Below are 23,316 nucleotides of genomic sequence, written 5' to 3' on the forward strand. Positions count from 1 at the left end.
TTCCGGTTACACCCAAGGGTTGTACGCTAGGAGAATGAGTGGACCGCCAAGTCGTCGAAATCATTTTTCAGATCATCGCTTTTCTGTTCGCCATCAGTGTTCATGAATCAGCGCACGCCTGGTCGGCGAGCTACTTCGGAGACGACACGGCGCGGCTGCTGGGGCGTATCTCGCTCAACCCCATCCGCCACATCGACCCCATCGGCACGGTGTTGATGCCGGTGATGGCCGCGGTCACCGGCGTCCCGCTGCTGGGCTGGGCCAAGCCCACTCCGGTGAACCCATTGCGCCTGCGCCACCGCGTGCGCGACAACATGCTGGTGGCCGCCGCCGGTCCGATCAGCAATTTCATGGTGGCCATCGCCGTGGTCATCGTCTATAAAACTTTGCTGCTGGCCACGGGAGGAAACATCGCGGAAGATTCGCTGCTCTATCCGCTGCTGCTCCTGCTGGATATGGCCTTGACGGTGAACGTGATCCTGGCCGTCTTTAACTTCCTGCCCATCCCGCCGCTCGATGGCAGCCATATTCTGGAGGGCCTGCTGCCGGATTCACTAAAGGATGCCTATGCGTCGCTGCAACAATTCAGCTTCCTCATTCTAATCGCAGTCCTCATGTATGCGGACCTCTCCGTCGTCTATCGTCCCATCCTGGGCTTCTTTTATTTTCTGCTGCTGGCTGGCAATTCCCAGTTCGCGCTTTAGCCGCGACTCTATTCATCGTTATAATGTATGGTTACAATGTATGGGTACCCGCAACGCCATGCAGGAATCAGATTTTTAGCTATCTCGGGAGAGACCTTTAGCCGTGCCGCCAGCCACACCCCTAGCCGTGCCACCGACGACGCCTGCTGTCCCGGCCGACGCTCGTGTCTTGAGCGGACTGCGCCCCACTGGCAAAATTCACATCGGCCACCTGGTCGGCGCGCTTGCCAACTGGATTGAGCTGCAAAAGAAATACAACTGCTATTTCTTCGTCGCCGACTGGCACGCGCTCACCACGCACTACGCCGACACCAGTGGGCTGCAGCAATTCATTCTGGACTCGGTAACGGACTATCTCGCCGTCGGAGTGGACCCTGCAAAGGCCGTGATATTCCAGCAATCGCGCGTGCCCGAGCACGCCGAACTGCACCTGCTGCTCTCTCTCATCACGCCGCTCGGCTGGCTGGAACGCACGCCCACCTACAAGGAGCAGCGCGAGAATATTCAGGACAAGGACCTCGGCACCTACGGCTTCCTCGGCTACCCTGTGCTGCAATCGGCGGACATATTGATTTACAAAGCCGGGTTCGTCCCGGTAGGCGCGGATCAGGTGGCGCACATCGAACTGACGCGTGAAATCTGCCGCCGCTTCGCCAATTTCTACGGGCCGATTTTCCCCGAGCCGCAGCCTCTGCTGACGCCCACGCCACGCCTGCTGGGAACCGATGGCCGCAAGATGTCAAAGAGCTACGGCAACGCCATCTTCCTCAGCGACACGGAAACGGAGATTCGCGCCAAGGTTTCCAACATGCTGACCGACCCGGCGCGCCAGAGGCGCACTGATCCCGGCAACCCGGACGTCTGCCCCGTCTTCGGACTCCACAAACTTTGCTCGCCCCAGGAGACCATAGACACGGTCAACACCGAATGCCGCCGCGCCGGCATCGGCTGCGTGGATTGCAAGAAGCAGATGGCCGGGAATCTGGCGCAGTGGATCGCGCCCTTCACCGAGCGCCGCAACAAGATCGTGCAGCAGCCCGACCAGGTCTGGGACGTGCTGGAGCGGGGATCGCAGCGCGCGAGAGAGACCGCCGCGCAAACCATGGAAGAAGTTCGTGCAGCCATGAACCTGAAGCAACCGGCGCTCGACGCAAAGTAACACCGAGTCCCCCAACCGTCGTCATCCCGAGCGCAGCGAGGGACCTGCTGTTCCGGCGCGACGAAGAACAGCAGTTCCCTCGCTGCGCTCGGGATGACGACTAATTTGGGATGACGACTATTAGGTGAGCGAGAACAAGAAGCAAAACTCGATCGAAGAATAATCATGGATTCATCGCTGAACATTAATATTGAGGCTTACGCCGGGCCGCTGGACCTACTGCTGGACTTGATCCGCAAGCAGGAGATCAACATCTACGACATTCCCATCGCCACCATCACCGGGCAGTATCTCGAATATGTTCACACCAACATCGAGAAGCTGGATACGGAAGTCGCGGGGGATTTTCTGGTGATGGCCGCCACGCTGATTCAGATCAAGTCGAAGATGCTGCTGCCTCCCGACCCCAATGAGGGCGACGAGGATGACGATCCGCGCAAGGAACTGGTCTATCAACTCCTGGAGCACGAAAAGTTCAAGCAGGCGGCGGCGATGTTGCAGCAGAAGCAGATTGTGCAGGCGGCAAGCTGGTCATCACCGGGGTTGCGCGAGTTCCTCTCCTCAGAGGATGGACCCGGCGACGAGCCCGACCTTGCTGTCTCACTGCACGATCTGGTGAAGGCCTTTCAGGCGGTGATTGATCGCGCCAAGGTTCGCCCACTGCTCGATATACCGGAAGAGCAGGTCAGCGTGGCCGAGATGATGCGCACGCTCTGCGACCTGCTCGCCGCGCGCGCCACGCCGGTGCCGTTGAAGGAAGTTTTGGATGGACTGCGCTCGCGCGATGCGGCTGTGGCCACCTTCCTCGCTCTGCTCGAACTGGTGCGACTGCAAGCCATCGCGGTACGCCAGAGCGAACTATTCGGCGAGATCGAGTTGCGCAAACACCGCCAGTTTTCCAATGCCGTCGCCAGTTTGCAGGAAGGCAGTGGCGGCGATTATCGCTGATGTTGTTCGTCCGAGCCGCGACAGTTATGGAGCGGTAACGGTCGGCACACGTTGACCTAACTTTAAATCAGGAATTGGTGGAGACCGCAATACAGCATGAGTGAGATGACTATGGAAGAATTGATGCCGGATAGCCAACAGAATGTGCCGGAGCAGACGCAGAGCGAAGCGGACGCTTCCTCCGCCGACCGCAGCCTGAAGTCCGCGATTGAGGCCATCATCTACGTCGCGAGCGAACCCGTCTCGGTCGAGCAGATCGCCAAGGCCGTCGATAACACGTCGGACGCGGGCGACATCGAGAAAGCGCGAGCCGCCGCGCGGACTGCCGTCATCCGGGCCATCGCGCAGCTTCAGCAGGAGTATCAGATTGACGCCCGCGGCATCGAGATCCGCGAGATCGCCGGCGGCTATAAGATGTTCACCAAGCCCGAGCATCATGACACGGTGCGCCGCTTCGTGAAAGGTCTCACGCCACCGCTGCGCCTGTCGATGGCGGCTCTGGAAACACTGGCCACCATCGCCTATCGCCAGCCGCTCACCGCGCCGGAAATTCAAGCCGTGCGCGGCGTGCAGGGCACCGGCGTGCTGAAAACGCTGCTCGACCGCAAACTGATCCACACCGCCGGACGCAAGAACGTCATCGGCAAACCGATCCTCTATAAGACAACCAAAGAGTTCCTCGTCCAGTTCGGACTGGGCAGCGTCTCTGACCTGCCCAGCATGGAGGAGTTCGAGGCCGTGCTGAAGGCGTCGTTTGGTGACGTCGGCGAGCCCACACTGCCTCTTGAAGAAAATGTTGACGGCGGATTCACGCGCGGCGAAGCCACTTCCGCGCGGGCCGATACCGACGATTCCGATTCCGATACAAATCCGGAAGACCAGAACGATTCAGCAGATAGCGACTCCCATGCCTCTTGAACGTTTGCAAAAAATCATCGCCGCCGCCGGTGTGTGCTCCCGCCGCGCCGCCGAGGAACTCATCACCGCGGGCCGCGTCCGCGTGGACGGCGATATCGTCAACGAGCTGGGCGCGAAGGCTGACCCGGCCGTCTCGGAAATTATAGTGGACGGCAAGCCGCTGCGCCGCGCCGCCCCGCCCGTCTACTTGATGATGAACAAGCCGCGCGGCTGCGTAACCACCACGGATGACCCTGAGGGACGACCCACGGTAATGCAGTTCGTCTCGCGCATCAAAGAGCGGCTCTATCCAGTCGGTCGTCTCGACTTCCACAGCGAAGGCCTGCTGCTGTTCACCAACGACGGCGAGTTCGCCAACCGCATCCTGGCCACCGGCTACGGCATCAACAAAACTTACATGGCCAAGGTTCACGGCACGCCTTCGCCCGAGGCGCTCGCCAACCTGCGCAAGGGCATAATGATGGACGGCCGCCGCACTCTGCCCTCCGAGATTAGCGCGCTCCCGGCGCAAAGTCGCGGCGAAGACTGGCGCGAGCCAAACAAGAAACTGTATGCCGAGAAGGATGCGCGTCGAAATCCGCGCGCAGCAGCAGAGAAGTCCGAGAAGGACGACGGCAACCCGTGGTATGAAGTGATCCTGCAGGAAGGGCGGCAAAACCAAATCCGCCGCATGTTCGAGCTGGTGGGCCATCCCGTGCGCAAGCTGCGCCGGGTGCGCATCGGCCGCCTCAGCCTGGGTCTGCTGAAGCCCGGCGAAGTCCGCCACCTGATGCCCGGCGAAGTCCGCCAGCTCATGATGGGCGAAAAGAATCGCACCGCCAGCGCGCCTAAATTTCCGCGCCCGCTTCGCGCAACATCAGCGGCACCGCGGCCATCCGCGCCGCCCAGGACCGCCACCCGCCCCTACGTCGGACGTCCAGCCGCCGCCCGCACGTTTACACCCCGTCCCATGGGTGAGCGCCCGATGAGCGGCGCACGTCCGTTCAACACACGCCCGGCGCCATCACGTCCAACTGAAAATCGCCCAACCAGCGCGCCCCCATTCAACGATCGCCTGGCGCCATCACGTCCCACGGGCGATCGCCCAGCCAGTTCACGCCCGTTCGCATCGCGCCCCACCGGAGCACGGCCAACCGGCACGCGTCCATTCAGCCCACGCCCGGATTCATTTCGTCCAACGGGAGCTCGGCCAACCGGCGCGCGTCCGTTCGCATCACGCCCAACGGGAGCACGCCCGACCAGCCCGCGTCCATTCAACGACCGCCCGGCTGCATCACGTCCAACTGGTGATCACCCAACCAGCTCACGCCCATTCGCATCACGCCCAACGGGAGCACGCCCGACCGGCGCGCGTCCGTTTGGGGCGCGCCCAACCAACCCACGTCTGGTTTCATCCGGCGCATCTGGCGCTCGGCCAACCGGCTCACGTCCGACAGCGCCACCGCGCCGCCCGTCCGGTGGACCTGGTCGCCCGCCATCCCGCTCCGGTCCACCATCCCGTTCCGGCGCTCCGCGACGCCGTCCGTAGAATATTTCATCTTCATCCCCGCAGGGGATATACAGGATAGCCCGGGGCACCGCCCCCGGAACCTGTTTCATAAAACAATTCGACCCTGAAAGAGTCGCACTCTTGAAGCACCGGGCGCCTGAAAACCTTGTGCGACCCTTTCAGGGTCGAATCGTTTTTTGGGTACGCATCTTACCGGAGGCGGTGCCCCCGGCTATCCTGTATATCCCCTGCGGGGAACTAACTGCGCGATGAACGTGATTTTTTAACTGCACCATTCTGGGACACGTGTAAAATACACGTGTCGGTGGCAGCCCCCAACGAAAATCCAACTGGAGAGAAATCATGGCACGCACCAGCACTTATCTAAATTTCCCACGCTAGACCGAAGCCGCGTTCAATTTCTACAAGTCCGTTTTCGGCAGCGAATTCATTGGCGGGATCATGCGATGGGGCGACATACCCGCGCAGCCCGGCGCGCCGCCGATGTCGGACACGGACAAGAAGCTCATCATGCACATCGAGCTGGCCATCACGGGCGGCCACGTCATCATGGGAACGGACTCTCCCGAGTCCATCGGCCCGGCGCTGAAGTTCGGCAACAACACCTACATCAATCTGGAACCAGACACTCGTGCCGAAACAGAACCTCTATTCAAGGCCCTGTCCGCCGACGGAAAAATCGGGATGCCCCTGCAGGAAATGTTTTGGGGAGCCTACTTCGGCTCCTGCACCGATAAATACGGCGTGCAATGGATGTTCAACTGCGTAGCAAAGTAGCCCTAGCGGCCTCAGAGGAATTCGTTCCCAAGATGCACGTTTAGCGTATCGATGTCCTCCAGTAGAGAGGACATGTGATGAGCGAAGGATCGCAAGTTGACGAATTCGCTCTTATTGGAAGCAGGTTGTCCCTTTTTGTTGATGGGATACCGAGAGACGAACGATGATTCATCAATCTCATCAAATTCATGAGCTGTAGCTACAATCTGCGGAAGCAGTTTCTGGAGCAGCACATCATCGCCGGGAAATAAGCGAGCAAGCAAGTTCTCGATGTTCTCCGCGAGGGGAACCAGTCTGTGCCGAGTTAGGCTGCTGTTAAAATTGTCGGCGTCATCGATCTCCGGGTTCTCCGTGGCCTTGTATATGGCATGTTTGAGGGAAAGCTCAAAGGCGTGTCGATAGAGAAAGATGACCGGATATGCCTCGAACTTCGAAAATCCGCGCCTACGCAGTAGTGACCTTGTGAGAGTTTCTGCCGCTTTTCTATAACCATTCGCAAACACATTTAACGCTCCCTTGGGATCCCCGCAAAAGTAGAAGCCAAATGTGCCGCGACCACCGCTCTTGTTATAGAAGCTCGTAATGCAGTTCTGCCTCGCCCCTAGGCATCCAACTTCATTCCACACTTGCGAACTCTCGCGGTCGTAACAGGCATCCGCAAGGCGGCGAGCAGCCGCGCCACGATTGTCGAGTAAGGCGATACTCATTATAGGACCAGAGGCAGTGGAGTAAGAACAATTCAGTGGGGTACGTCAGGGCACGACTTCAGTCGTGCCGTAACGAGCGGCTGTAATCACGCTTCCGATCTGCCGAAGGCGGGAGCGCAGCGCCAGCGGAGCGACTTGAATGAATTGCTCTTAAGTCCGAGCGTAGTGCAAAGTCCCGCTGTGGCTTCGCCTGCGCTTGGGCCTACGGCAGTAAGGAAAGGATTATCTTCCGCTTATTTTAGGCACGGTTGAAACCGTGCCCTGACGAAGGCAAAAGCAGTCGGCGGAACAATCGGTCCATTTTCAAGCATACGAAAAAAACCCACGGCACAAGAATCGTGCCGTGGCTACCATCAACCCTTTAAGATTCCAAATTGGCACTTAAAGGCTTAACTTCTTCCTGGAATTCGGCGGCCATTCAACGTATGGAATGCATTCACAATGCGATCATCCCACTACGCGATCATGGGGTTGGCTTTTTCAGGGTTGATGCCTAACTCGCCTACGGCTTTGGCTACTGTTTCGGCGGGGATGCGGCCGCACTTCGACAGCTCGTGCAGGGCGGAGAGGGTGATGGACTCGGCGTCCACCTCGAAGTGGCGGCGCAAGTGCTGGCGGTTGTCGCTGCGCCCGAAGCCGTCGGTGCCGAGCGAGTGCAGGCGCGTGCCCAGCCACGGCGTGATCTGGTCGGGGACGATCTTCATGTAATCGGTGGCCGCGATTACCGGGCCTTCGGTCGAATCGAGCAGCGTGTTGACGTAGGGCTTGCGCGGCGATTCCGCCGGGTGCAGAAGGTTCCAGTGCTCGCAGTCGAGCGCGTCGCGGCGCAGTAGGTTGAAGCTGGTTGCGCTCCATACGTCCGCCGACACCCCGTACTTCTCAGCGAGAATCTGCTGCGCGCGCAGCGCTTCGCGCAGGATGGGGCCGCTGCCCAGCAGTTGCACGCGCAGCGGGCTTCCCTTCTTACTCTCAGCGTCTTTATTCGCCACGGCTTCACCAGCCGCAGATGGCGCCGCGCGGAACATGTACAACCCGCGCAGAATGCCTTCGCGCACTCGCGTCTGCCCGCCAGGCTGATCGGCCGGCATGGGCGGCATGGCGTAGTTCTCGTTGTACATGGTGATGTAGTAGAAGATGTCTTCCTGATCGACATACATGCGCCGGATGCCGTCTTCCACGATGATCGCCGTCTCGTAGGCAAACGCGGGATCGTAGATTTGGCACGTCGGCACGGCGCTGGCCAGCACCGGCGTGTGGCCGTCCTGATGCTGCAAGCCCTCGCCGGCGAGCGTGGTGCGGCCCGCCGTGCCGCCCATCATGAAGCCCTTGCAGCGCGAATCGGCGGCAGCCCAAATTAAGTCTCCGATGCGCTGAAATCCGAACATCGAGTAGTAGGAGAAAAATGGAATGGTGTTGATGCCGTGCGTGGCGTAGGCCGTGCCGGCGGCGATGAAGGAGGCCATCGACCCGGCCTCGGTGATGCCCTCCTCGAGAATCTGCCCGTTCTTGGCCTCGCGATAATAAAGATAAACGTCGGAATCGACCGGCTCGTAGAGCTGGCCCTGGCTGGCGTAGATGCCCACGGAGCGGAACAGCGAATCCATGCCGAAGGTGCGCGCCTCGTCGGGGATGATGGGCACGATGAGCTTACCCACGTTGGGATCGCGCAGCAGCAGCGTCAGCACGCGCACGAAGGCCATGGTGGTGGAAACTTCACGGCCACCGGAGCCTTCCGTGAATTCCTTGAAGGTCTCGGCGGCGGGCGCGGTGATGGGCGTCGAGCGGACCTTGCGCTCGGGCAGGTAGCCGCCCAGCGCTTTGCGTCGCTCGTGCAGATACTTGATCTCCTCGGTCTCATCCGAAGGCCGATAGAACGGCGTGTCCTCAATGTGCTGCTCGGAGATGGGAATATCGAAGCGCGAACGAAACTCCTTCAACTCCTCTTCATTCATCTTCTTTTGCTGATGGGTGATGTTGCGGCCTTCGCCAGCCTCGCCGAGGCCGTAGCCCTTGATGGTCTTGGCCAGAATCACGGTCGGCGTACCGGTGTGCTCGATGGCATTCTTGTACGCCGCGTAAACTTTTTCGGGATCGTGGCCGCCGCGGCGCAGCCGCTTGAGCTGCTCATCGCTCAGGAACTTCACCATCTCGGCCAGCTCGGGATTTTTGCCGAAGAAATGCTCTCGCGTATAGCTGCCCGGCCGCACCGCGTAATTTTGGTAGTCGCCGTCCACGGCCTCTTCCATGCGCTGTTGCAGCAAGCCATTCGCATCGGCGGCGAGCAGCGGGTCCCAGTCATTACCCCACACGACTTTAATCACATGCCAGCCGGCGCCGCGGAAAGCGGCCTCGAGTTCCTGAATCACCTTGCCGTTGCCACGCACAGGACCGTCGAGCCGCTGCAAATTGCAGTTGACGACGAAGATCAAATTGTCGAGTTTTTCGCGCGCGGCGAGCGTGAGCGCGCCCATGGACTCCGGCTCGTCCGTCTCGCCGTCGCCGAGGTAGGCCCACACCTTGCGCTCGCCGCAACTGTGCAGTCCGCGATTTTCGAGATAGCGGTTGAAGCGCGCCTGATAAATTGCCGCGATGGGTCCGATGCCCATTGACACGGTGGGGAACTGCCAGAAGTTGGGCATCAGCCAGGGATGCGGATACGAACTCAGCCCCGGTGTGGCACGCAACTCGTGGCGAAAATTTTCCAGATGCGAAACGTCCAGGCGGCCTTCCAGAAACGCGCGCGCATAAATGCCCGGTGAGGCATGGCCCTGGAAGTAAACCAGATCACCGCATCCCTCTTCATTGCAGGCATGAAAGAAATGGTTGAAGCCGACTTCGAGTAACGTCGCCAGCGACGCGTACGTAGAGATGTGTCCGCCGATGCCGGCATCCTCTTTATTGGCGCGCACCACCATGGCCAGCGCGTTCCAGCGGATCAAACTTTTTATGCGGCGCTCCAGCTTGCGATTGCCTGGATAGGCCGGCTGATGGTCGCGGCGGATGGTGTTGACGTAAGGCGTGTTGGTGGCGAACTGGCGCGAGTAACCCTGATGACTCCAGAAACCGAGCAGGCTGGAGAGAATCTGCTGCACCGCCTCGGGACCTTCATCATCAAGAACTTCCTTGAGTGACTCGACCCACTCGTGCAGCTCTTCCCGGCTCAACTGCGACTTCGCTTCTGAAATGCGGGCCGAGATCAATTGTTCGTCTGACATGGAGCGAGCCACCTCCGGGGTGTGTGTTTCGCGAACGTAATCCCAATCGATTCCGCGTGCTCAGCCTTGGCCGGATTGCCTGACCGGCGGCCGGCCTAGCGCCCAAGCGGCGCGTTGGGATCGTAGAAATATCCAGTGCGCGTGCGCACGGTTAACTTGCCGCGCTGCTTCGATGTCGCGGTCACCTTCAGCGTGCGGAATCCGCGCGGCGTGCCCGGCGGCACCTGGAAACCAAGCACGTACTGATTGCGAATGTCATGAGCGATCATCTGGCCGAGCAACTGCACCTGCTCCACGCCCTGCGGAAAGTAGGCGACACCGCCGGTAACCTTGGCCGCCTCGGTCAGAAATTTCTCGGCGTTGCGGCGGCGCGCGTTGGTCTCCTGGCTGAGCAAACCAATGGTGTAAACCGTCACATCGGACTTTTGCAACAGGGCCAGTAGCACCGGCAGCGTAATTTCGCTGGAATCGTCTTCGCCGTCCGTCAGCAGCACAATCACTTTCTTGTCGCGGTGCGCCTTCTTCATCTGCTCAACGCCCACGCGCAGCGCGTCCATCACCGCCGTACCGCCGAACAGGCGCGTGCGATTCAGCGCGCCTTCCACCTTGGCAAAGTCGTTGGTGAAACCCTGCACCAGATCGACGGTATCCTTGAAATCCACGTAAAATACTTCGTCCTGTTCGTTGCTGCCGCGCATCAGCTCGACCGCACCGGCCACGCTCTGCACGCGTTTGTCGATCATGCTGGCGCTGGAATCCATCACCAGGCCGAGCGACACGGGGACATCGCGATTGGTGAACTCGGAGAGCTGCACCGGCTTGCCATCCTGAAACACCTGGAAGCTGTCGCGCCCCAGCCCGCTGACCAGCCGCCGCTTGCCGTCGAACACGGCCACGTTCAGCGTCACCAGATCAATGGAGGCGCGGAACAGCACGCCGCCGGCATCGTCGTCCAGCGGGGGCGGCGGAGGCATCTGCGCCAAGCTCCCGCGCGTTGCCAGGATTAAGATTGCGGCTGGTATGAAGGAGAGAATGCCACGGAGCCACCGCAGATTCCTAGAGTTCGCCATATCCTCACTATTTTACAGCTTAATAAGAGATCGCGCAGTCAGTCATTTCAAAGTTTGCTATTGCCCATTTAGGCGCAAGGTCGCGGCTCTGTCACGCCATCTTTTTCACCCGCTGGAATCAGGGCATAATAGGTAGTTGCCGCACCGCAATTAATTTTCACCAACAGGAGACACGCCATGCAATTCGCCAGGGAAAGTTTATTGAAGCTGATCACCGAGACCTCCACTAACCTCCCGCCTGACGTGCGCCAGGCCATGGCCGCCTCATTGCGCAAGGAGAAGTCACCGTCGCAGGCTTCGCTGGCGCTGAACGTGATCGCCAACAATATTGATATGGCCGCGTCGAACGAAGGTCCAATCTGCCAGGACACCGGCATGCCCACCTTCTTTATCCATACGCCGGTGGGCTTCAATCAGATAAAATTTCGCGCCGACATTTTACACGCCATCGCCGAGGCCACCAAGCGCGGCAAGTTGCGCCCCAACTCGGTGGACCCCATCACCGGCAAGGGCACGGCTGACAATATAGGACCCGGCACGCCGGTCATCCACTTTGAGCAATGGGAGAAGGACGACGTCGAGGTGAAGCTGATCCTGAAGGGCGGCGGCTGCGAGAACAAGAACATTCAATACTCCGTGCCCTGCAACCTCGATCATCTGGGCCGCGCCGACCGCGATCTGGAAGGCATCCACAAGTGCATCATCCACGCCGTGTGGCAGGCGCAGGGACAGGGCTGCGCGCCCGGCTCGCTCGGCGTGTGCGTTGGTGGCGACCGGACCTCGGGTTACGAAGAGGCCAAGCGGCAGCTCTTCCGCACGCTCGATGACGTGAACCCCGATCCCGTGCTGGCCAAACTTGAAAGTGAAATTTTGGACGAGGCCAACCGCCTGGGCATTGGGACGATGGGCTTCGGCGGTCAGGTCTCACTGATCGGCTGCAAGATCGGCGTGCAGAATCGCCTGCCCGCGTCGTTCTTCGTCTCCGTCGCATACGATTGCTGGGCCTTCCGCCGCCTGGGGCTGCTGCTCGACGCGCAGTCCGGGGCAATCAAGCAATGGCTCTACCGCGATCCGGCGCGTCCCGTCGAGCGGCTGGCGCAGGAGTCCGGCTTCCCGCTCACCGGACGCGAGGTCATTTTGGAAACGCCGCTCACGGAGGAGAAAGTCCGCGCACTGAAGGTCGGCGACGTGGTGCTGGTCAGCGGCCTCATCTACACGGGCCGCGACGAAGCGCATCATTACATGATGAGGCACGACGCTCCCATGAACCTGAACGGCGCGCTGCTCTACCACTGCGGCCCGGTGGCGCTCAAGGAAGGCGAGACGTGGAAGATCAAGGCCGCCGGCCCCACCACCTCCGCCCGCGAGGAGCCTTACGAAGCCGACATCATCAAGAAGAACGGCATCCGCGCGGTGATGGGCAAGGGCGGCATGGGCGCAAAGACGCTGGCCGCGCTTAAGGAAAACGGCGCGGTCTACCTGAACGCCATCGGCGGCGCGGCGCAGTATTACGCCAATGCCATTCAAAAAGTCGAGGGCGTCTCGCTGATGGAACTGGGCATCCCCGAGGCGATGTGGCACCTGCGCGTGAAAGACCTGATGGCGCTGGTTACCATGGACTCGCACGGCAACAGCCTGCACGCCGAAGTGGAGAAGTCCACCGGCGAAGCGCTGAAGGAAGTCGGCGCGGGAATTAAGTAATTATTTTTTACGTCGTCATCCTGAGCGCAGCGAAGGACCTGCTCTTAGAATTGATTCCGTATGAGTGCATTCAGACCGCGCTAGCCCCGGCAGGGGCGGCAAGAAAGTAGCCCAGGGCGTAAGCCCTGGGTACAGATGCAATCGAGGGGTGAGCCCCGGTAGGGGCGACAGAACGCCGGCGAGCATGATATTCTGTCGCCCCTACTGGGCTTATATCGCAAACGCAACCTAATCCCAGGGCTCACGCCCTAGGCTAGATTCTTTCGCCCCTACGGGGCTTGTATCGCCTACGCAATTGATCCCCACGGCTTGCGCCGTGGGCTACTTTCTCGCCGCCCCTGCCGGGGCTGTGCAATTGACGCTACGCTATGAGGTGTGTTCCATGCTCACCCCAACTGTCCGACAAATCTTCATCGCCCCATCGGCCGACCAGCCGATGCAGGAAGTCTCTGAGGTGATGGCACTCGCGGGCAAGGGCTTGGAGGGCGACCGCTACGCGCTCGGCACCGGCACGTACTCGGCCTCGTCGCGCAACGTGAGACGCCACGCCACGCTGATCGCCTACGATGCCATCGAGACCGCGCGGCGCGCGGGCGGCGAATTCAATCCCAGCGAGACGCGCCGCAACATTGTGATCGAGGGCATCTCGGTCGCTGACATCAACGCGCTGGTGGGCAAGGCCTTCCGCCTCGGCGCGGCGCTGATGAAGGCCGTGGAAATTTGCGTGCCCTGCGAACGCCCTTCGCTGCTCTCGGGCAAATCCGCCTTCAAGGAAACGTTTGAGCAAAGCGGCGGTCTGCGTGTGGAGATTCTGGAAGACGGCCGAATCGCCCAAGGCGATGCGTTGCAAACTTAGAAAAATCCGCAGCGCGATCAGAGTCCCGACCGCAAGGGAGGGGGCAGGCTCAACCGCTGTCCGAACTCAGCCGTGCCCCCTCCCTTGCGGTCGGGACTCTGATCCGATGGGAGACCAATGAAACCGGTGAATATTGCGATTGTGGGAATGGGCACGGTGGGCGGAGCAACCATCCACATTCTGGATGAGAACGCCGCGGAGCTGGAGCGCAAGCTGGGCTTCAAGCTGCATCTGCGCGTGGCGGCGAGTCTGGAAGTCGAGGCGCGCGCGGAGATCGACATGCCCGGCGGCAAGCGGCTCTTAACGCGCGACTGGCGCGAGGCCGTCGAACATCCAGAAGTGGACATCGTCGTCGAAGTGGTCGGCGGGACCAGCATCGCATACGAAGTGCAGAAGGCTGCGCTCGAACGCGGACGGCCCGTCGTCTCGGCGAACAAAGAGTTGCTCGGGCAGCGCGGCGCGGAGCTGGCGCAGATTGCTTACGATCACAAGACTTCGCTGCACATGGAGGCCAGCGCCGGCGGCGGCATCCCCATCCTGAACGCGCTGCGCGAGGGCATCGCGGCGGACCGCATCGAAGCCGTGTACGGAATCCTGAACGGCACTTGCAACTTCATCCTCACCGAGATTGAGAAGACCGGCGCACCGTTTGCATCCATTCTTGCCGAGGCGCAGAAACGCGGCTACGCCGAGGCCAAGCCGGAAGCCGACGTGGAGGGATACGACGCACGCTCGAAGCTGGCCATCGTCGCCAACTTCTGCTTCGGCGCGCGCGTGCCCACTGACGCCATCTATCGCCAGGGCATTACAAAAATCACTCCGACTGACTTCGCCTACGCGCATCGCCTCGGCTACACCATCCGCCTGATCGCGGCGGGCGCGCGCACTGGCGCCCAAGGAAATGACGACTTGTCATTGTATGTCCGCCCCGTGCTGGTGCCGCTGACGGCGATGCTGGCCAAGGTGCAGGGTTCGTATAACGCGATTTGGGTGAAGGGCAAGTACGGAGAAGACACCCTCTACTACGGGCGCGGCGCTGGCAAGCCGACGGGCGTGGCGGTCGTCTCCGACATCATGAGCGCGGCGCGCGATCTGCGCCACGGGTCGTCACTACGAGCCCCCGCCTTCGGCTATTGGGCTCCCCAGGAAATAGCCAAGGTTGGAATCGAGGCCGGCACGCGCCCCTATTTCCTGCGCTTTTTGGTCAAGGACGAAGTGGGCATCATCGCCAAGCTCGCCAACATCATCGCCGATGAGAAGATTAATATCGACGCGGTTTTCGAGGAGCCCAATCAGGATGCCGACAACCTGGCATTCGTCATTTCAGTGAAGCCCACGTCCGAGACCGCTGTCAGCGCGGCGCTGGCCCGCATGGAAAAACTAAGTTTCCTGCGCGAGCCGCCGCTGGCTCTGCCGATGGAAAACATTCTTGCGGGGTGACAGAGCCGCGACAGTCAGGGAGCGGAGGTTGGGGTTTCGTCGCCCATCGCCAAAACCAACCCCCGCTCCCTGACGGTCGCGGCACTGTCACATGCCGTACGCGCGCATGCGCTGATAGACGGCGCGGGTGAGGCGCACGTCGTCCATGCAATACTCGCGAATTTTGTCCCATTCGTTCGCGGCGCTCCAGCCGGCCACCTGCGCGCCGCTGCCCGTTTTGCCGGCGAAGCCCATGATCGCCGCCAGCGTGTCGAGCTTGGCTAATTTGCGCCGCCCCCAGTTCGACCACACCTGCTGCGTGTCGTACACATACGCCGTCGAGTACATCCGCAGATCGAACGACCGCGACGGCTTCACTTTACAGATCACGCTGCGGCCCATAATGTAGGGCAGGTCAAAGCCCATCAGGTTGTGGCCAATCGCGTAATCGCCGGGCTGGATGGCCTTCCAGAAATTTTCAAGGATGCTCGACTCATCCGGCCCCGCCCAATTTAGCTCCTGACATTTATCTTCTGAGGAGTCCGCCGCCGCGCCGCGCTCGGATGCCGGTTTTCCTATGGATAGGCCGATGCAGACGATGCGCCCGAACGACCAGTCGAGCGGCGTGTCGTCAATCCCGTTTTTCTCAAGCGACGGAACGCGCCGCACCAGCTCAGCCCAATGCGCTTTGTCGCATGGCGCGGTTTCAATATCGAGCACCACTTCTCTCATGTTTCCTCCCACCGAATTCATGCCGGTTGACTTGCGCTTCCATCGCATGTTAATTAGCCGTGATGAAGAATACAAGCCGTCCACCGGAGATCATACTCGCCGTGGGCTTGCCCGGCTCCGGCAAATCGACTTACTTCGCGCGGCGGAACATTCATCCGCTGTCGAGCGACACGCTGCGCCTGTTGCTGCTGGATGACGCCAAGGATCAGTCGAGCCCCGCCGTTATCTTCGCCGCGCTGCGCGCACTGCTCCGCCAACGTGTGCAGCTCGGTCGCCGCCGCACGTATGTGGACGCGACATCGCTCACTCCGCGCGAGCGCCGCCCCTACATTCAGATCGCGCGGCGCTACGGCTGCGTGATGCGCGCGCTCTACTTCGACGTGCCGATAGAGGTGTGCCTCGCGAGCAATCGCCGCCGCGCAAGAAAAGTTCCAGAGAAAGCCATGCGCGAGATGGCGCTCAAGCTGGTGCGTCCAACAATTACAGAAGGCTTCTCGCGCATCACCGTGGTGCGTGGGGGATGACACAATCCCGCACGATCTCCGCACAAGCTCCCTGAAAGGGAGCCATAGAATAGCCGGGGGCAACGCCCCCGGAACATACGACAGAAAAGTCCGCCGACCCTGAAAGGGTCGCACCCTCATCAGAACTCTATCGGCTCGCGCGTCTGTACGACCCTTTCAGCGTCGTTTCACATTTTGTGGGGACGCATTCCGGAGGCGTTGCCCCCGGCTATTCTCTGCATCCCCTGCGGGGATGGGGCGCGAGCATGTGGAGGGGGTGCGCGGTGAAGATCCGGGAAATCTAGAATGATTCGTGGCGCTTGCCGGGTTCGCGGCCTTCCACGCGGTCGTAGTGATAGGACGACGACACTGTGCCGATCGCTTCGTTGTAGAGAGTCGTCATGCCCAACACGGCGCGCAGGTCGCGCTGAAATTCGTGTAGTGCCGTCAGCTCCACCGCGCGCGCCGGGACCGTGCATTCACCGGACTTCCAGAATTTCTGGTAGCCGCGATCCAGCAAATGCGCGACGGCTTCACCTGACGGGGTGCCGATCACCACACCGGGCTTGACGCGGAAGCGCGGCTGGCTTTCGGAACCCTGGCCGGAGACTTCGACGGTGGCTGAGCAGCCGTTGCGGCTCACAGCCGTCGCACCGGAAACTTCGACGACAGCGAAGCCGGCGGCCTTCAATTGTTCCTTCCAATTGCTGGGGAGGCTCGCGGGAAGTTGTTTGCTCTTCTTCATTGATTCAGGATCAGGGATTCCGGCTCAGGCGTGAGATTATCCGCGCGTTCATTGACGATGATAGCATGGAGATTGCTCCGGTGCCTGATCCGGCGCAGCGGGACGGTACGCGTGATACCGGCACATCGCGTTGCGTGGCATGGTGGCCGCTCCATGACTGTCGCGGCTCGGATCAAATCAATCGAGGAACCATGTCCGACCTGTCTTGCAGACTGCCGCAGTTCGATCCGCTGCAAAGCGGCGATGAAGAGTCGCGGCTGCGCGATATTCTACTCGCGGCGAAGACCATCGCCGTGGTGGGACTCTCGAGCGACGAACGACGCGCCAGCCACGGCGTTGCGGAGTATATGCAGAGCCAGGGCTATCGCATTATCCCCGTCAATCCAAATGAGCGCGCGGTGCTGGGCGAGAAATCCTACGCCACGCTCGAAGCGATTCCCTTCCCCATCGGCATCGTGGACATCTTCCGCCGCTCGGAATTTGTCGCGCCGTTTGTCGACGCCGCCATTGCGCTGCGCGCCAAAGCCATCTGGATGCAGGAGAGCGTAGTCGATGAAGCCTCCGCGCAACGCGCCCGCGCCGCCGGTCTGGCCGTGGCCATGGACCGCTGCATATTGAAGGACCACATGCGCTGGAAACGCGAGAAGATTGCGTTGTCACGTTAAGCGATCCGGCGTACGCTTGTCCCTGTATGAGGCCGAGCCTGTCGGCTAATCTGTTCGCCAAAATCAGAGGGTCCCATGAAAACATTTGCGCTGCTCGTCGTCCTGTCCGTGTTCGCGCCGCTGGCTTATTCACAGAGCGGATACCATCTCACCAAAAAGGTCGCCCTACCCGGCGACGGTGGCTGGGACTATGTCAGCGTGGACAGCGTGAATCGGCGCCTCTATGTCTCGCACGGCGTGCAGGTGGAAGTGCTCGACGCAGACACGGGCGCCATCGTCGGCAACATTCCCGCGCCGACGGTTGATCCCGCCGGCAAGCCGGTGGCGCAAAATGTGCATGGCGCCGCCGTAGTGCCCGAGCTGGGCCGCGGCTTCACCACCAACGGTCGCGCCGCCACCATGACCATATTTGACCTGAAGACCTTGAAGATTATTCAGGAAGTTCCCATCGCGCCTGGCCCGGACGGTTTTCTCTTCGATCCGGCTACGCGCCGTGTGTTTTCCTTCAGCCGCTCCTCCAAAAATGCCAGCGCGGTGAATGGCGCGGAAGGGACCGTCGCGAGAATACTCGATCTCGGCGGAGTGCCGGAAGCGGCGGCGGCGGATGGCAAGGGCAATGTGCTGATCACGATTCAGGATCAGGATCGCATCGTGAAATTTGACTCGAAGAAACTAGAGATTACCGACTCTTGGCCCGTGGCGCCCGCCTGCACGCAGCCCACCAGCATGGCCATTGATCGCAAGAACTCGCGCCTGTTCGTCGGCTGCCGCGGCAAGCAGTTCATCGTCATGAACACGGAGACCGGAAAGGTGCTGACGACCCTGCCCATCGGACAGGGTACCGATGCCGCGACGTATGATCCCGACACGCGCCTTATCTTTATCTCCAACGGCGAAGGCACGGTTACCATCATTCATCAGGAAACGCCGGACAAGTACACCATCGTGGAAACGCTGAAGACCGAAGAGGGCGCCAAGACCATGGCACTCGATCTGAAGACGCACCGCATCTACGTCGCCACTGCCGATCGCTCCACGCCTCCCGCGCCTGCCCCCGGCGAGCAGCCAGCCGCGCGCGTGGTCGCCCCCGGCACCTTCCGCGTGCTCATGTACGATAAGAATTAAGCGGCCATCCGAGCCGCAACAGTGATGGAGCGGCTACCATGTTGAGCGAACGGAATCACTCGCTCAATTCTTCGGCGGGGATGATGCCGATCTGGCCATTGGCCTCTTCGACGAGATGGCCGGCGGGGACTTCGTTGTCGTGGCCCATCACGCAGAGCCACTTCTCGCGCACCGCGCGCGGCAAGATACGCCGCTTGGTCTTGAGCGCCTCAGTCGGGTGCAGATCGTAGGCGGCGATCCATGCGTAATTAAAGTGATGACGAGTGGGAGTGAGATCGCCGAGGAACGCTACTTTCTGATCACCGGCTTGAATGAGTACGCCTTGTGTGTCAAGTGAGTGGCCGGGCAACACGAGTAACTCAATGCCCGGGATGATGAGTCTCTCGCCGTCGGTCAGCTCCCAGCGCGGCTCTTCCAGCGGAATGAAATCCTCCGGGAGAAAACTCCCCTGATCGCGCTGCGTGGTAAAAACCTGCGCGCGCTCCCACTCCTTGCGCTGCGACCAGTAGCGCGCATTGGGAAAAGTAGGGATGATCGCGCCATCAGGCCTGCTCCCATTCACGTCGCCCTCGCGAATGGTGTTCCAGCCGGCGTGATCAAAATGCAGATGGCAGTTGACCACGTCAGTGATGTCCTCCGGCTTCACGCCCTTTGCGCGCAGATTATCGAGCAGCGTGAGCGGCTGCTCCACGCTGTAGCGGTCGCGGAATTTGTCTGACTGCTTGTTGCCCTGCCCGCTGTCAATCAGGATGGTGCGCTTGCCGTCGCGCACCAGCAGACAGCGCACCGCCAGCCTCATGCGGTGGCGGTCGTCCACAGCGACACGCTTCTCCCAAATCGTGCGCGGGACCACGCCGAAGATCGATCCGGCGTCCAGCCAGAAGTGCCCGTCCATTACCATGTCAATCTGATAATCGCCAAGAATCATGAGACAAGTCCAGAAGTCAGGAGTTAGAAGTCAGGAGACAGAAGTCCGCCCGAACCATTATCAAACTGAAGCGATGCTCGATTCAATTGGATTAGCAGTCGCATCAAAGAATTTCAACTGGGAAGATTGGCTTGCGCGCGCCGTGACGGATGTGTAGTATCCCGACCGACTTCTGCTTTTCGATCATGCGAAAGATGATGCGATAGACATGCGGCTTGCGTCCATAGAGCAACTGGCGGAGGCGGGTCGACTCAGGCGCACGCGGGCAGCGATTCGGTCGCTCCTCCAACGTGAGGATGGCCCTCTTGAGGCCGAGATACCAGCGCTGCGCCGCCGCTGAATGCCCTGCGTTGATCTCATCGAATAAGTAAGCGAGATCGCGCATGGCGCGCCTGGAAAGTTTAACCGCGTAAGCCACGGCTGGCCTCGAACGCGGCAAAGAATTCCCGCGCCGGAACCGATCTCCCCTTGCGTGCATCCTCAAGACCCTGACGGATGCCCTCCTCCGGGGAGACGCGCGCGGCGATATCGAGCAAGCGCTGATAAGCCTCGGCATCCTGCACGACGGCAGCCGCCTTGCCCTTGACGGTCAGGACCACGGGCCGCTTGCTCTTCTTGAGTTGCTTCATGAAGTCGCCCGACCGCCGCCGGAAAGTCGTGAGCGATTGAATGTCCTGGGTCAGATTCAGCATTCCCGCCTCCGCGCTAACATGATAGCACCTTTTTAGGTGCTTGATAGGTTATGCAACCAAAGATGGCGTGCTGATACGCAGTCTGCAATCGAATCTTCCTGCGGGACAACGCCGAAGATCGATCCCGCGTCGAGCCAGAAGTGACCGTCCATTACCATGTCAATCTGATAATCGCCAGGAATCATGAAGGCCTCCTGAGAAACTCTGAGCAAGCGGTCAGGAAACTGATTACGGCCTGAAGAGACAGAATATATCCAGCGGGGCAGCCAAGCAATCGGCATCCGTGAACGCGGAGCCAGACTGGCTGGACATACGTACAGGAATACTGTACGCTTGATAGCAAGGAGGAACACCATGCCGATCGAGACCACCTATACAAACTTGCGAGAAGGGCTGGCTGGTTTCCTGGACCGCGTAATTGATCAGCAGGAAGTTGTGATCATTCACCGCCGTGGCGCAAAGGATGTCGCGATGATACCGGCGGATGAATTGTCCAGTCTCGCAGAGACGGCGCATTTGCTGCGTTCGCCAAGAAATGCCAAACGATTGCTGACAGCCCTGGCGCGAGCTGAAAAGAGAAAGCGCAAACCAGAGACGCTTGGCAAGCTGCGGCGGGAGTTGGGGCTTGGCGAAACCGCTTGAGCGCAAGGCTGTGTTCGTCGAAGAGTTCCGCGAGGACCTGCAGTACTGGGTGAAAACAGACAGGCGTACGGCCTTGCGAATCCTGGAACTCGTCGAAGCGGTACTGCGCGATCCCTTCGCCGGCATCGGCAAGCCGGAGCCACTGAAGTTCGTTCTGGCAGGGTGCTGGTCGCGGCGGATTACCCAGGAACACCGTCTCGTTTATCGCGTCAGCGAAAAGCGAATCGATTTTCTCCAGGCCCGCTATCACTACTGACCCGCATGGAGATCCCGCCTGTTTCAGTCGAAAGTCCACTCGCCTAACGCTTCTGCCGTCTTGTTCAACTTGGAATGGTCGCGACAAATTACTTTGCCGGGGGGTTGGCTTCTGGTTTGGAACTGCCTCCTCGAAACAAATCGATAAAGCTCTGACTTGGCGCGGAATCCTTTCCGATATCCTGAAATATGCGGAGCGGATCCCGTGCGAGAATTTCTATAGTCCGTTGTGCCATTAGCGTCATTGCAGTGTTTCCATCTTCAAGGTCAACATTCGCGAGATACGCCATGTGGTCTCGGTAGCCAGCGAAGGCCTTCGATGTCGCTTCTTTGAAGGCATAATCCTCTTGAACCATAAGGGTATTCACGTATTGTATGGCGGAGACCCAACCAAGCCAAATCAAAGGGGCGCCAAGCGCCACTTTTTGCAGAATCTGTTGCCACAAAGGCGCTGCCATTGGGACTGGGTTTAGTTTTTGCAATTCAATCAACTCATAGGAAAGAAATGTTAGGGACCCGATGCTTATAATGAAAACGGCCGCCCATGCGCGTTTGGCTATCTCCAATTGATGTACTCGCCCCGCAAACGCAGACGCAAGTCCCGCGCTTGCTCCCTTGGGAAGGAGATCGGCAATGAGTTGTTCCTGTTTCGTAGCTTTGATAATGATGGCATCGAGTTCAATTTTCTGCTTCGCTATTACTCCCGCTGTTTCCTCAGTTCCGGTTAGAAGCCCCGCTGCACTTGATTTGAGAGTCTCGAGCTGGGATGCGGATTCCTGTGTCTGGGAAAGTGCTTCCGCGGCTTTCACTTTGTGTCCCGTTGTAGCTGTTGCCCCTTCCTCTGCTTCCTTGCTCCAGCCATCAATCTGTGATTCGACCTCTCCCAAGCTTGCAATCCTTTGCTCAACCACTTCAAGTAGCTGCGATTTTGTGGCTAGTTCCCGTTGAGCAGTGCCTAAGAGTGCCAGCGCTTCAGAAAGTTGGGAAGCCAAATCGGCGACGAATGCTCTATCAGGCTGTGCTTCGGAGAATATCAAGTTGGTGTGAAGTGCAGAAATACATTGGTTGATCCCCGCGATAAAGGATGGGAAATGTCCGAGCTCACCTCTCGAAAGTGCTTGAGCAGCGGCGGTTGCCCCTGCCAATGATGTGGCCGCCAAGGAGCGCGAAAGATGAAACCTGGGCGCAAATCCGCTCCGGGCACGCGAACGGTCAAGCCAATGACCTATTGACCTAACCGCTTCGTCGAGTTGTTCAAGACTCACACCAGACAACTGTGCCTGATAAGCTGTGGGATTAGGCGCTAATTCCGCGCACGTTTTCTCCCAAGCCGCAAGGAGTTGTTGCTATTGATCTCTTATTGCATCCATCTTGAACCTCTATTCAGCACTATACTCCATAGTTCCCCAACGAACTTGGACACCCTCCTAAAAAGACAACCGGAGTTTCACGCACCATGTAGGCGAATATACAGTCCCCCAATAGTGGTTTTTTGCTTTTGCGTGGAACAAAATCCCACGGCATAACAAATCGTGCCGTGGCTACCCAGACCAATCTTCGCGGATGCCGGCGAGGGCGATGCGCAGGTCGCCATGGCGCTCGGGCGGGATGAGGCCGATCTTTTTGATGACCGCGATGGCGGTGGTGTAGAGGTCTATGGGGTCCGAGGTGCGGCGGCGTTCGAGCAGGCGCACGCGCCAGCCTTTGAAGGATGCAGAGGCGATGCGGCGCACGTCCACGCGCAGGCGCGGCGTGTTCAGCGAGCGCCGCACGGCGGCGGCGATTAAGTCGGCGAGAGGGGCGCGAGACGAAATCATCCCGGAAGGCATCCATGCGGCAACTTCGATCTCACGGGCAAGCGAGGAGGGCGGCGGAACTTCCAATCCGTCCTCACGCATACCGCGAATGTGAATCTCAATGGCTTCCCGGATCAGCCGTTCCGTTTCCTCGACCGTGTCTCCAGCCGCAACGCAGCCGGGCAGGTCCGGCACATAGGCGCTGCAATTGTTTTCCCCTTGTTCAATCAGCACGGCATATTTCTTCAT

The 23,316-nt window shown here is 59.9% G+C and carries 23 protein-coding genes and 1 pseudogene; 14 read left to right on the forward strand and 10 right to left on the reverse strand.

Going from position 1 to position 23,316, the window contains the following annotated elements; all coding sequences use genetic code 11:
- The first annotated feature begins 38 nt into the window (after positions 1-38).
- The 6 genes and pseudogenes from EXQ56_07190 to EXQ56_07215 all read left to right on the forward strand — a co-directional run bounded on the left by EXQ56_07190 (position 39) and on the right by EXQ56_07215 (position 6,016).
- Entirely contained in the window at positions 39-704 is a 666-nt protein-coding gene (locus tag EXQ56_07190) for a site-2 protease family protein (protein ID MSO20240.1), read from the forward strand.
- Between the two features lie 127 nt (positions 705-831).
- The gene (trpS, locus tag EXQ56_07195) at positions 832-1,863 is read left to right on the forward strand and encodes a tryptophan--tRNA ligase (protein ID MSO20241.1); all 1,032 of its coding nucleotides are present in this window, start codon (positions 832-834) and stop codon (positions 1,861-1,863) included.
- A 165-nt stretch (positions 1,864-2,028) separates the two neighbouring features.
- Positions 2,029-2,811: a chromosome segregation protein ScpA gene (locus EXQ56_07200; GenBank protein MSO20242.1), complete on the forward strand. Its 783-nt coding sequence runs from the start codon at positions 2,029-2,031 to the stop codon at positions 2,809-2,811.
- Between the two features lie 96 nt (positions 2,812-2,907).
- Positions 2,908-3,729 (forward strand): SMC-Scp complex subunit ScpB, encoded by an 822-nt coding sequence (gene scpB / locus EXQ56_07205; protein MSO20243.1) that lies wholly within the window; start codon positions 2,908-2,910, stop codon positions 3,727-3,729.
- Entirely contained in the window at positions 3,719-5,257 is a 1,539-nt protein-coding gene (locus tag EXQ56_07210) for a pseudouridine synthase (GenBank protein MSO20244.1), read from the forward strand. The genes scpB and EXQ56_07210 overlap by 11 nt, the downstream gene beginning before the upstream one ends.
- A gap of 324 nt (positions 5,258-5,581) precedes the next feature.
- Positions 5,582-6,016 (forward strand): annotated as a pseudogene (locus EXQ56_07215) (VOC family protein).
- 11 nt (positions 6,017-6,027) lie between these two features.
- Here EXQ56_07215 and EXQ56_07220 read toward each other — a convergent pair.
- The 3 genes from EXQ56_07220 to EXQ56_07230 form a co-directional block, all read right to left on the reverse strand.
- Entirely contained in the window at positions 6,028-6,723 is a 696-nt protein-coding gene (locus EXQ56_07220) for a hypothetical protein (protein ID MSO20245.1), read from the reverse strand.
- Between the two features lie 455 nt (positions 6,724-7,178).
- The gene (gene aceE, locus EXQ56_07225; protein ID MSO20246.1) at positions 7,179-9,908 is read right to left on the reverse strand and encodes a pyruvate dehydrogenase (acetyl-transferring), homodimeric type; all 2,730 of its coding nucleotides are present in this window, start codon (positions 9,906-9,908) and stop codon (positions 7,179-7,181) included.
- Between the two features lie 125 nt (positions 9,909-10,033).
- Entirely contained in the window at positions 10,034-11,008 is a 975-nt protein-coding gene (locus EXQ56_07230; GenBank protein MSO20247.1) for a VWA domain-containing protein, read from the reverse strand.
- 177 nt (positions 11,009-11,185) lie between these two features.
- Between EXQ56_07230 and EXQ56_07235 the strand changes: the two genes are divergently transcribed.
- From EXQ56_07235 to EXQ56_07245, 3 genes are all read left to right on the forward strand, one after another.
- Positions 11,186-12,709, forward strand: a complete 1,524-nt coding sequence (locus EXQ56_07235; GenBank protein ID MSO20248.1) for a fumarate hydratase — start codon at positions 11,186-11,188, stop codon at positions 12,707-12,709.
- A gap of 436 nt (positions 12,710-13,145) precedes the next feature.
- On the forward strand, positions 13,146-13,565 hold the full coding sequence (locus EXQ56_07240; GenBank protein MSO20249.1) for a sulfurase: 420 nt from the start codon (positions 13,146-13,148) through the stop codon (positions 13,563-13,565).
- Between the two features lie 117 nt (positions 13,566-13,682).
- Positions 13,683-15,005, forward strand: coding sequence for a homoserine dehydrogenase (locus EXQ56_07245; GenBank protein ID MSO20250.1), 1,323 nt, complete (start codon positions 13,683-13,685; stop codon positions 15,003-15,005).
- Between the two features lie 87 nt (positions 15,006-15,092).
- Here EXQ56_07245 and EXQ56_07250 read toward each other — a convergent pair whose 3' ends face one another.
- The gene (locus tag EXQ56_07250; protein ID MSO20251.1) at positions 15,093-15,764 is read right to left on the reverse strand and encodes a hypothetical protein; all 672 of its coding nucleotides are present in this window, start codon (positions 15,762-15,764) and stop codon (positions 15,093-15,095) included.
- A gap of 11 nt (positions 15,765-15,775) precedes the next feature.
- Between EXQ56_07250 and EXQ56_07255 the strand changes: the two genes are divergently transcribed.
- Positions 15,776-16,240 carry a hypothetical protein gene (locus EXQ56_07255; protein ID MSO20252.1) on the forward strand — a complete coding sequence of 155 codons (465 nt, stop codon included), beginning with the start codon at positions 15,776-15,778 and terminating at the stop codon, positions 16,238-16,240.
- Between the two features lie 280 nt (positions 16,241-16,520).
- Here the strand turns inward: EXQ56_07255 and EXQ56_07260 are convergent, their stop codons facing one another.
- Positions 16,521-16,964: a hypothetical protein gene (locus EXQ56_07260; protein ID MSO20253.1), complete on the reverse strand. Its 444-nt coding sequence runs from the start codon at positions 16,962-16,964 to the stop codon at positions 16,521-16,523.
- 191 nt (positions 16,965-17,155) lie between these two features.
- Here EXQ56_07260 and EXQ56_07265 point away from each other — a divergent pair, with 191 nt between their 5' ends.
- Both EXQ56_07265 and EXQ56_07270 read left to right on the forward strand, forming a co-directional pair.
- Positions 17,156-17,629 (forward strand): CoA-binding protein, encoded by a 474-nt coding sequence (locus EXQ56_07265; GenBank protein ID MSO20254.1) that lies wholly within the window; start codon positions 17,156-17,158, stop codon positions 17,627-17,629.
- A gap of 75 nt (positions 17,630-17,704) precedes the next feature.
- Positions 17,705-18,754: a YncE family protein gene (locus tag EXQ56_07270; GenBank protein ID MSO20255.1), complete on the forward strand. Its 1,050-nt coding sequence runs from the start codon at positions 17,705-17,707 to the stop codon at positions 18,752-18,754.
- 55 nt (positions 18,755-18,809) lie between these two features.
- On the opposite strand, the gene EXQ56_07275 is transcribed toward EXQ56_07270, so the two are convergent.
- The 3 genes from EXQ56_07275 to EXQ56_07285 form a co-directional block, all read right to left on the reverse strand.
- On the reverse strand, positions 18,810-19,682 hold the full coding sequence (locus tag EXQ56_07275; GenBank protein MSO20256.1) for an MBL fold metallo-hydrolase: 873 nt from the start codon (positions 19,680-19,682) through the stop codon (positions 18,810-18,812).
- 103 nt (positions 19,683-19,785) lie between these two features.
- Positions 19,786-20,160: a type II toxin-antitoxin system RelE/ParE family toxin gene (locus tag EXQ56_07280; protein ID MSO20257.1), complete on the reverse strand. Its 375-nt coding sequence runs from the start codon at positions 20,158-20,160 to the stop codon at positions 19,786-19,788.
- Entirely contained in the window at positions 20,084-20,374 is a 291-nt protein-coding gene (locus EXQ56_07285; GenBank protein MSO20258.1) for a type II toxin-antitoxin system Phd/YefM family antitoxin, read from the reverse strand. Before EXQ56_07285 ends, EXQ56_07280 begins: the two co-directional genes overlap by 77 nt.
- 354 nt (positions 20,375-20,728) lie before the next feature.
- On the opposite strand from EXQ56_07285, the gene EXQ56_07290 reads away from it, so the two are divergent.
- Positions 20,729-21,016, forward strand: coding sequence for a type II toxin-antitoxin system prevent-host-death family antitoxin (locus EXQ56_07290; protein MSO20259.1), 288 nt, complete (start codon positions 20,729-20,731; stop codon positions 21,014-21,016).
- Positions 21,000-21,272 (forward strand): Txe/YoeB family addiction module toxin, encoded by a 273-nt coding sequence (locus EXQ56_07295; protein ID MSO20260.1) that lies wholly within the window; start codon positions 21,000-21,002, stop codon positions 21,270-21,272. Before EXQ56_07290 ends, EXQ56_07295 begins: the two co-directional genes overlap by 17 nt.
- Positions 21,273-21,360: 88 nt before the next feature.
- On the opposite strand, the gene EXQ56_07300 is transcribed toward EXQ56_07295, so the two are convergent.
- Positions 21,361-22,416: a hypothetical protein gene (locus EXQ56_07300; protein MSO20261.1), complete on the reverse strand. Its 1,056-nt coding sequence runs from the start codon at positions 22,414-22,416 to the stop codon at positions 21,361-21,363.
- Between the two features lie 396 nt (positions 22,417-22,812).
- Positions 22,813-23,316: a type II toxin-antitoxin system HicB family antitoxin gene (locus EXQ56_07305; GenBank protein ID MSO20262.1), complete on the reverse strand. Its 504-nt coding sequence runs from the start codon at positions 23,314-23,316 to the stop codon at positions 22,813-22,815.

This window comes from Acidobacteriota bacterium, from assembly GCA_009691245.1.
GTDB lineage: Bacteria > Acidobacteriota > Terriglobia > 2-12-FULL-54-10 > 2-12-FULL-54-10 > SHUM01.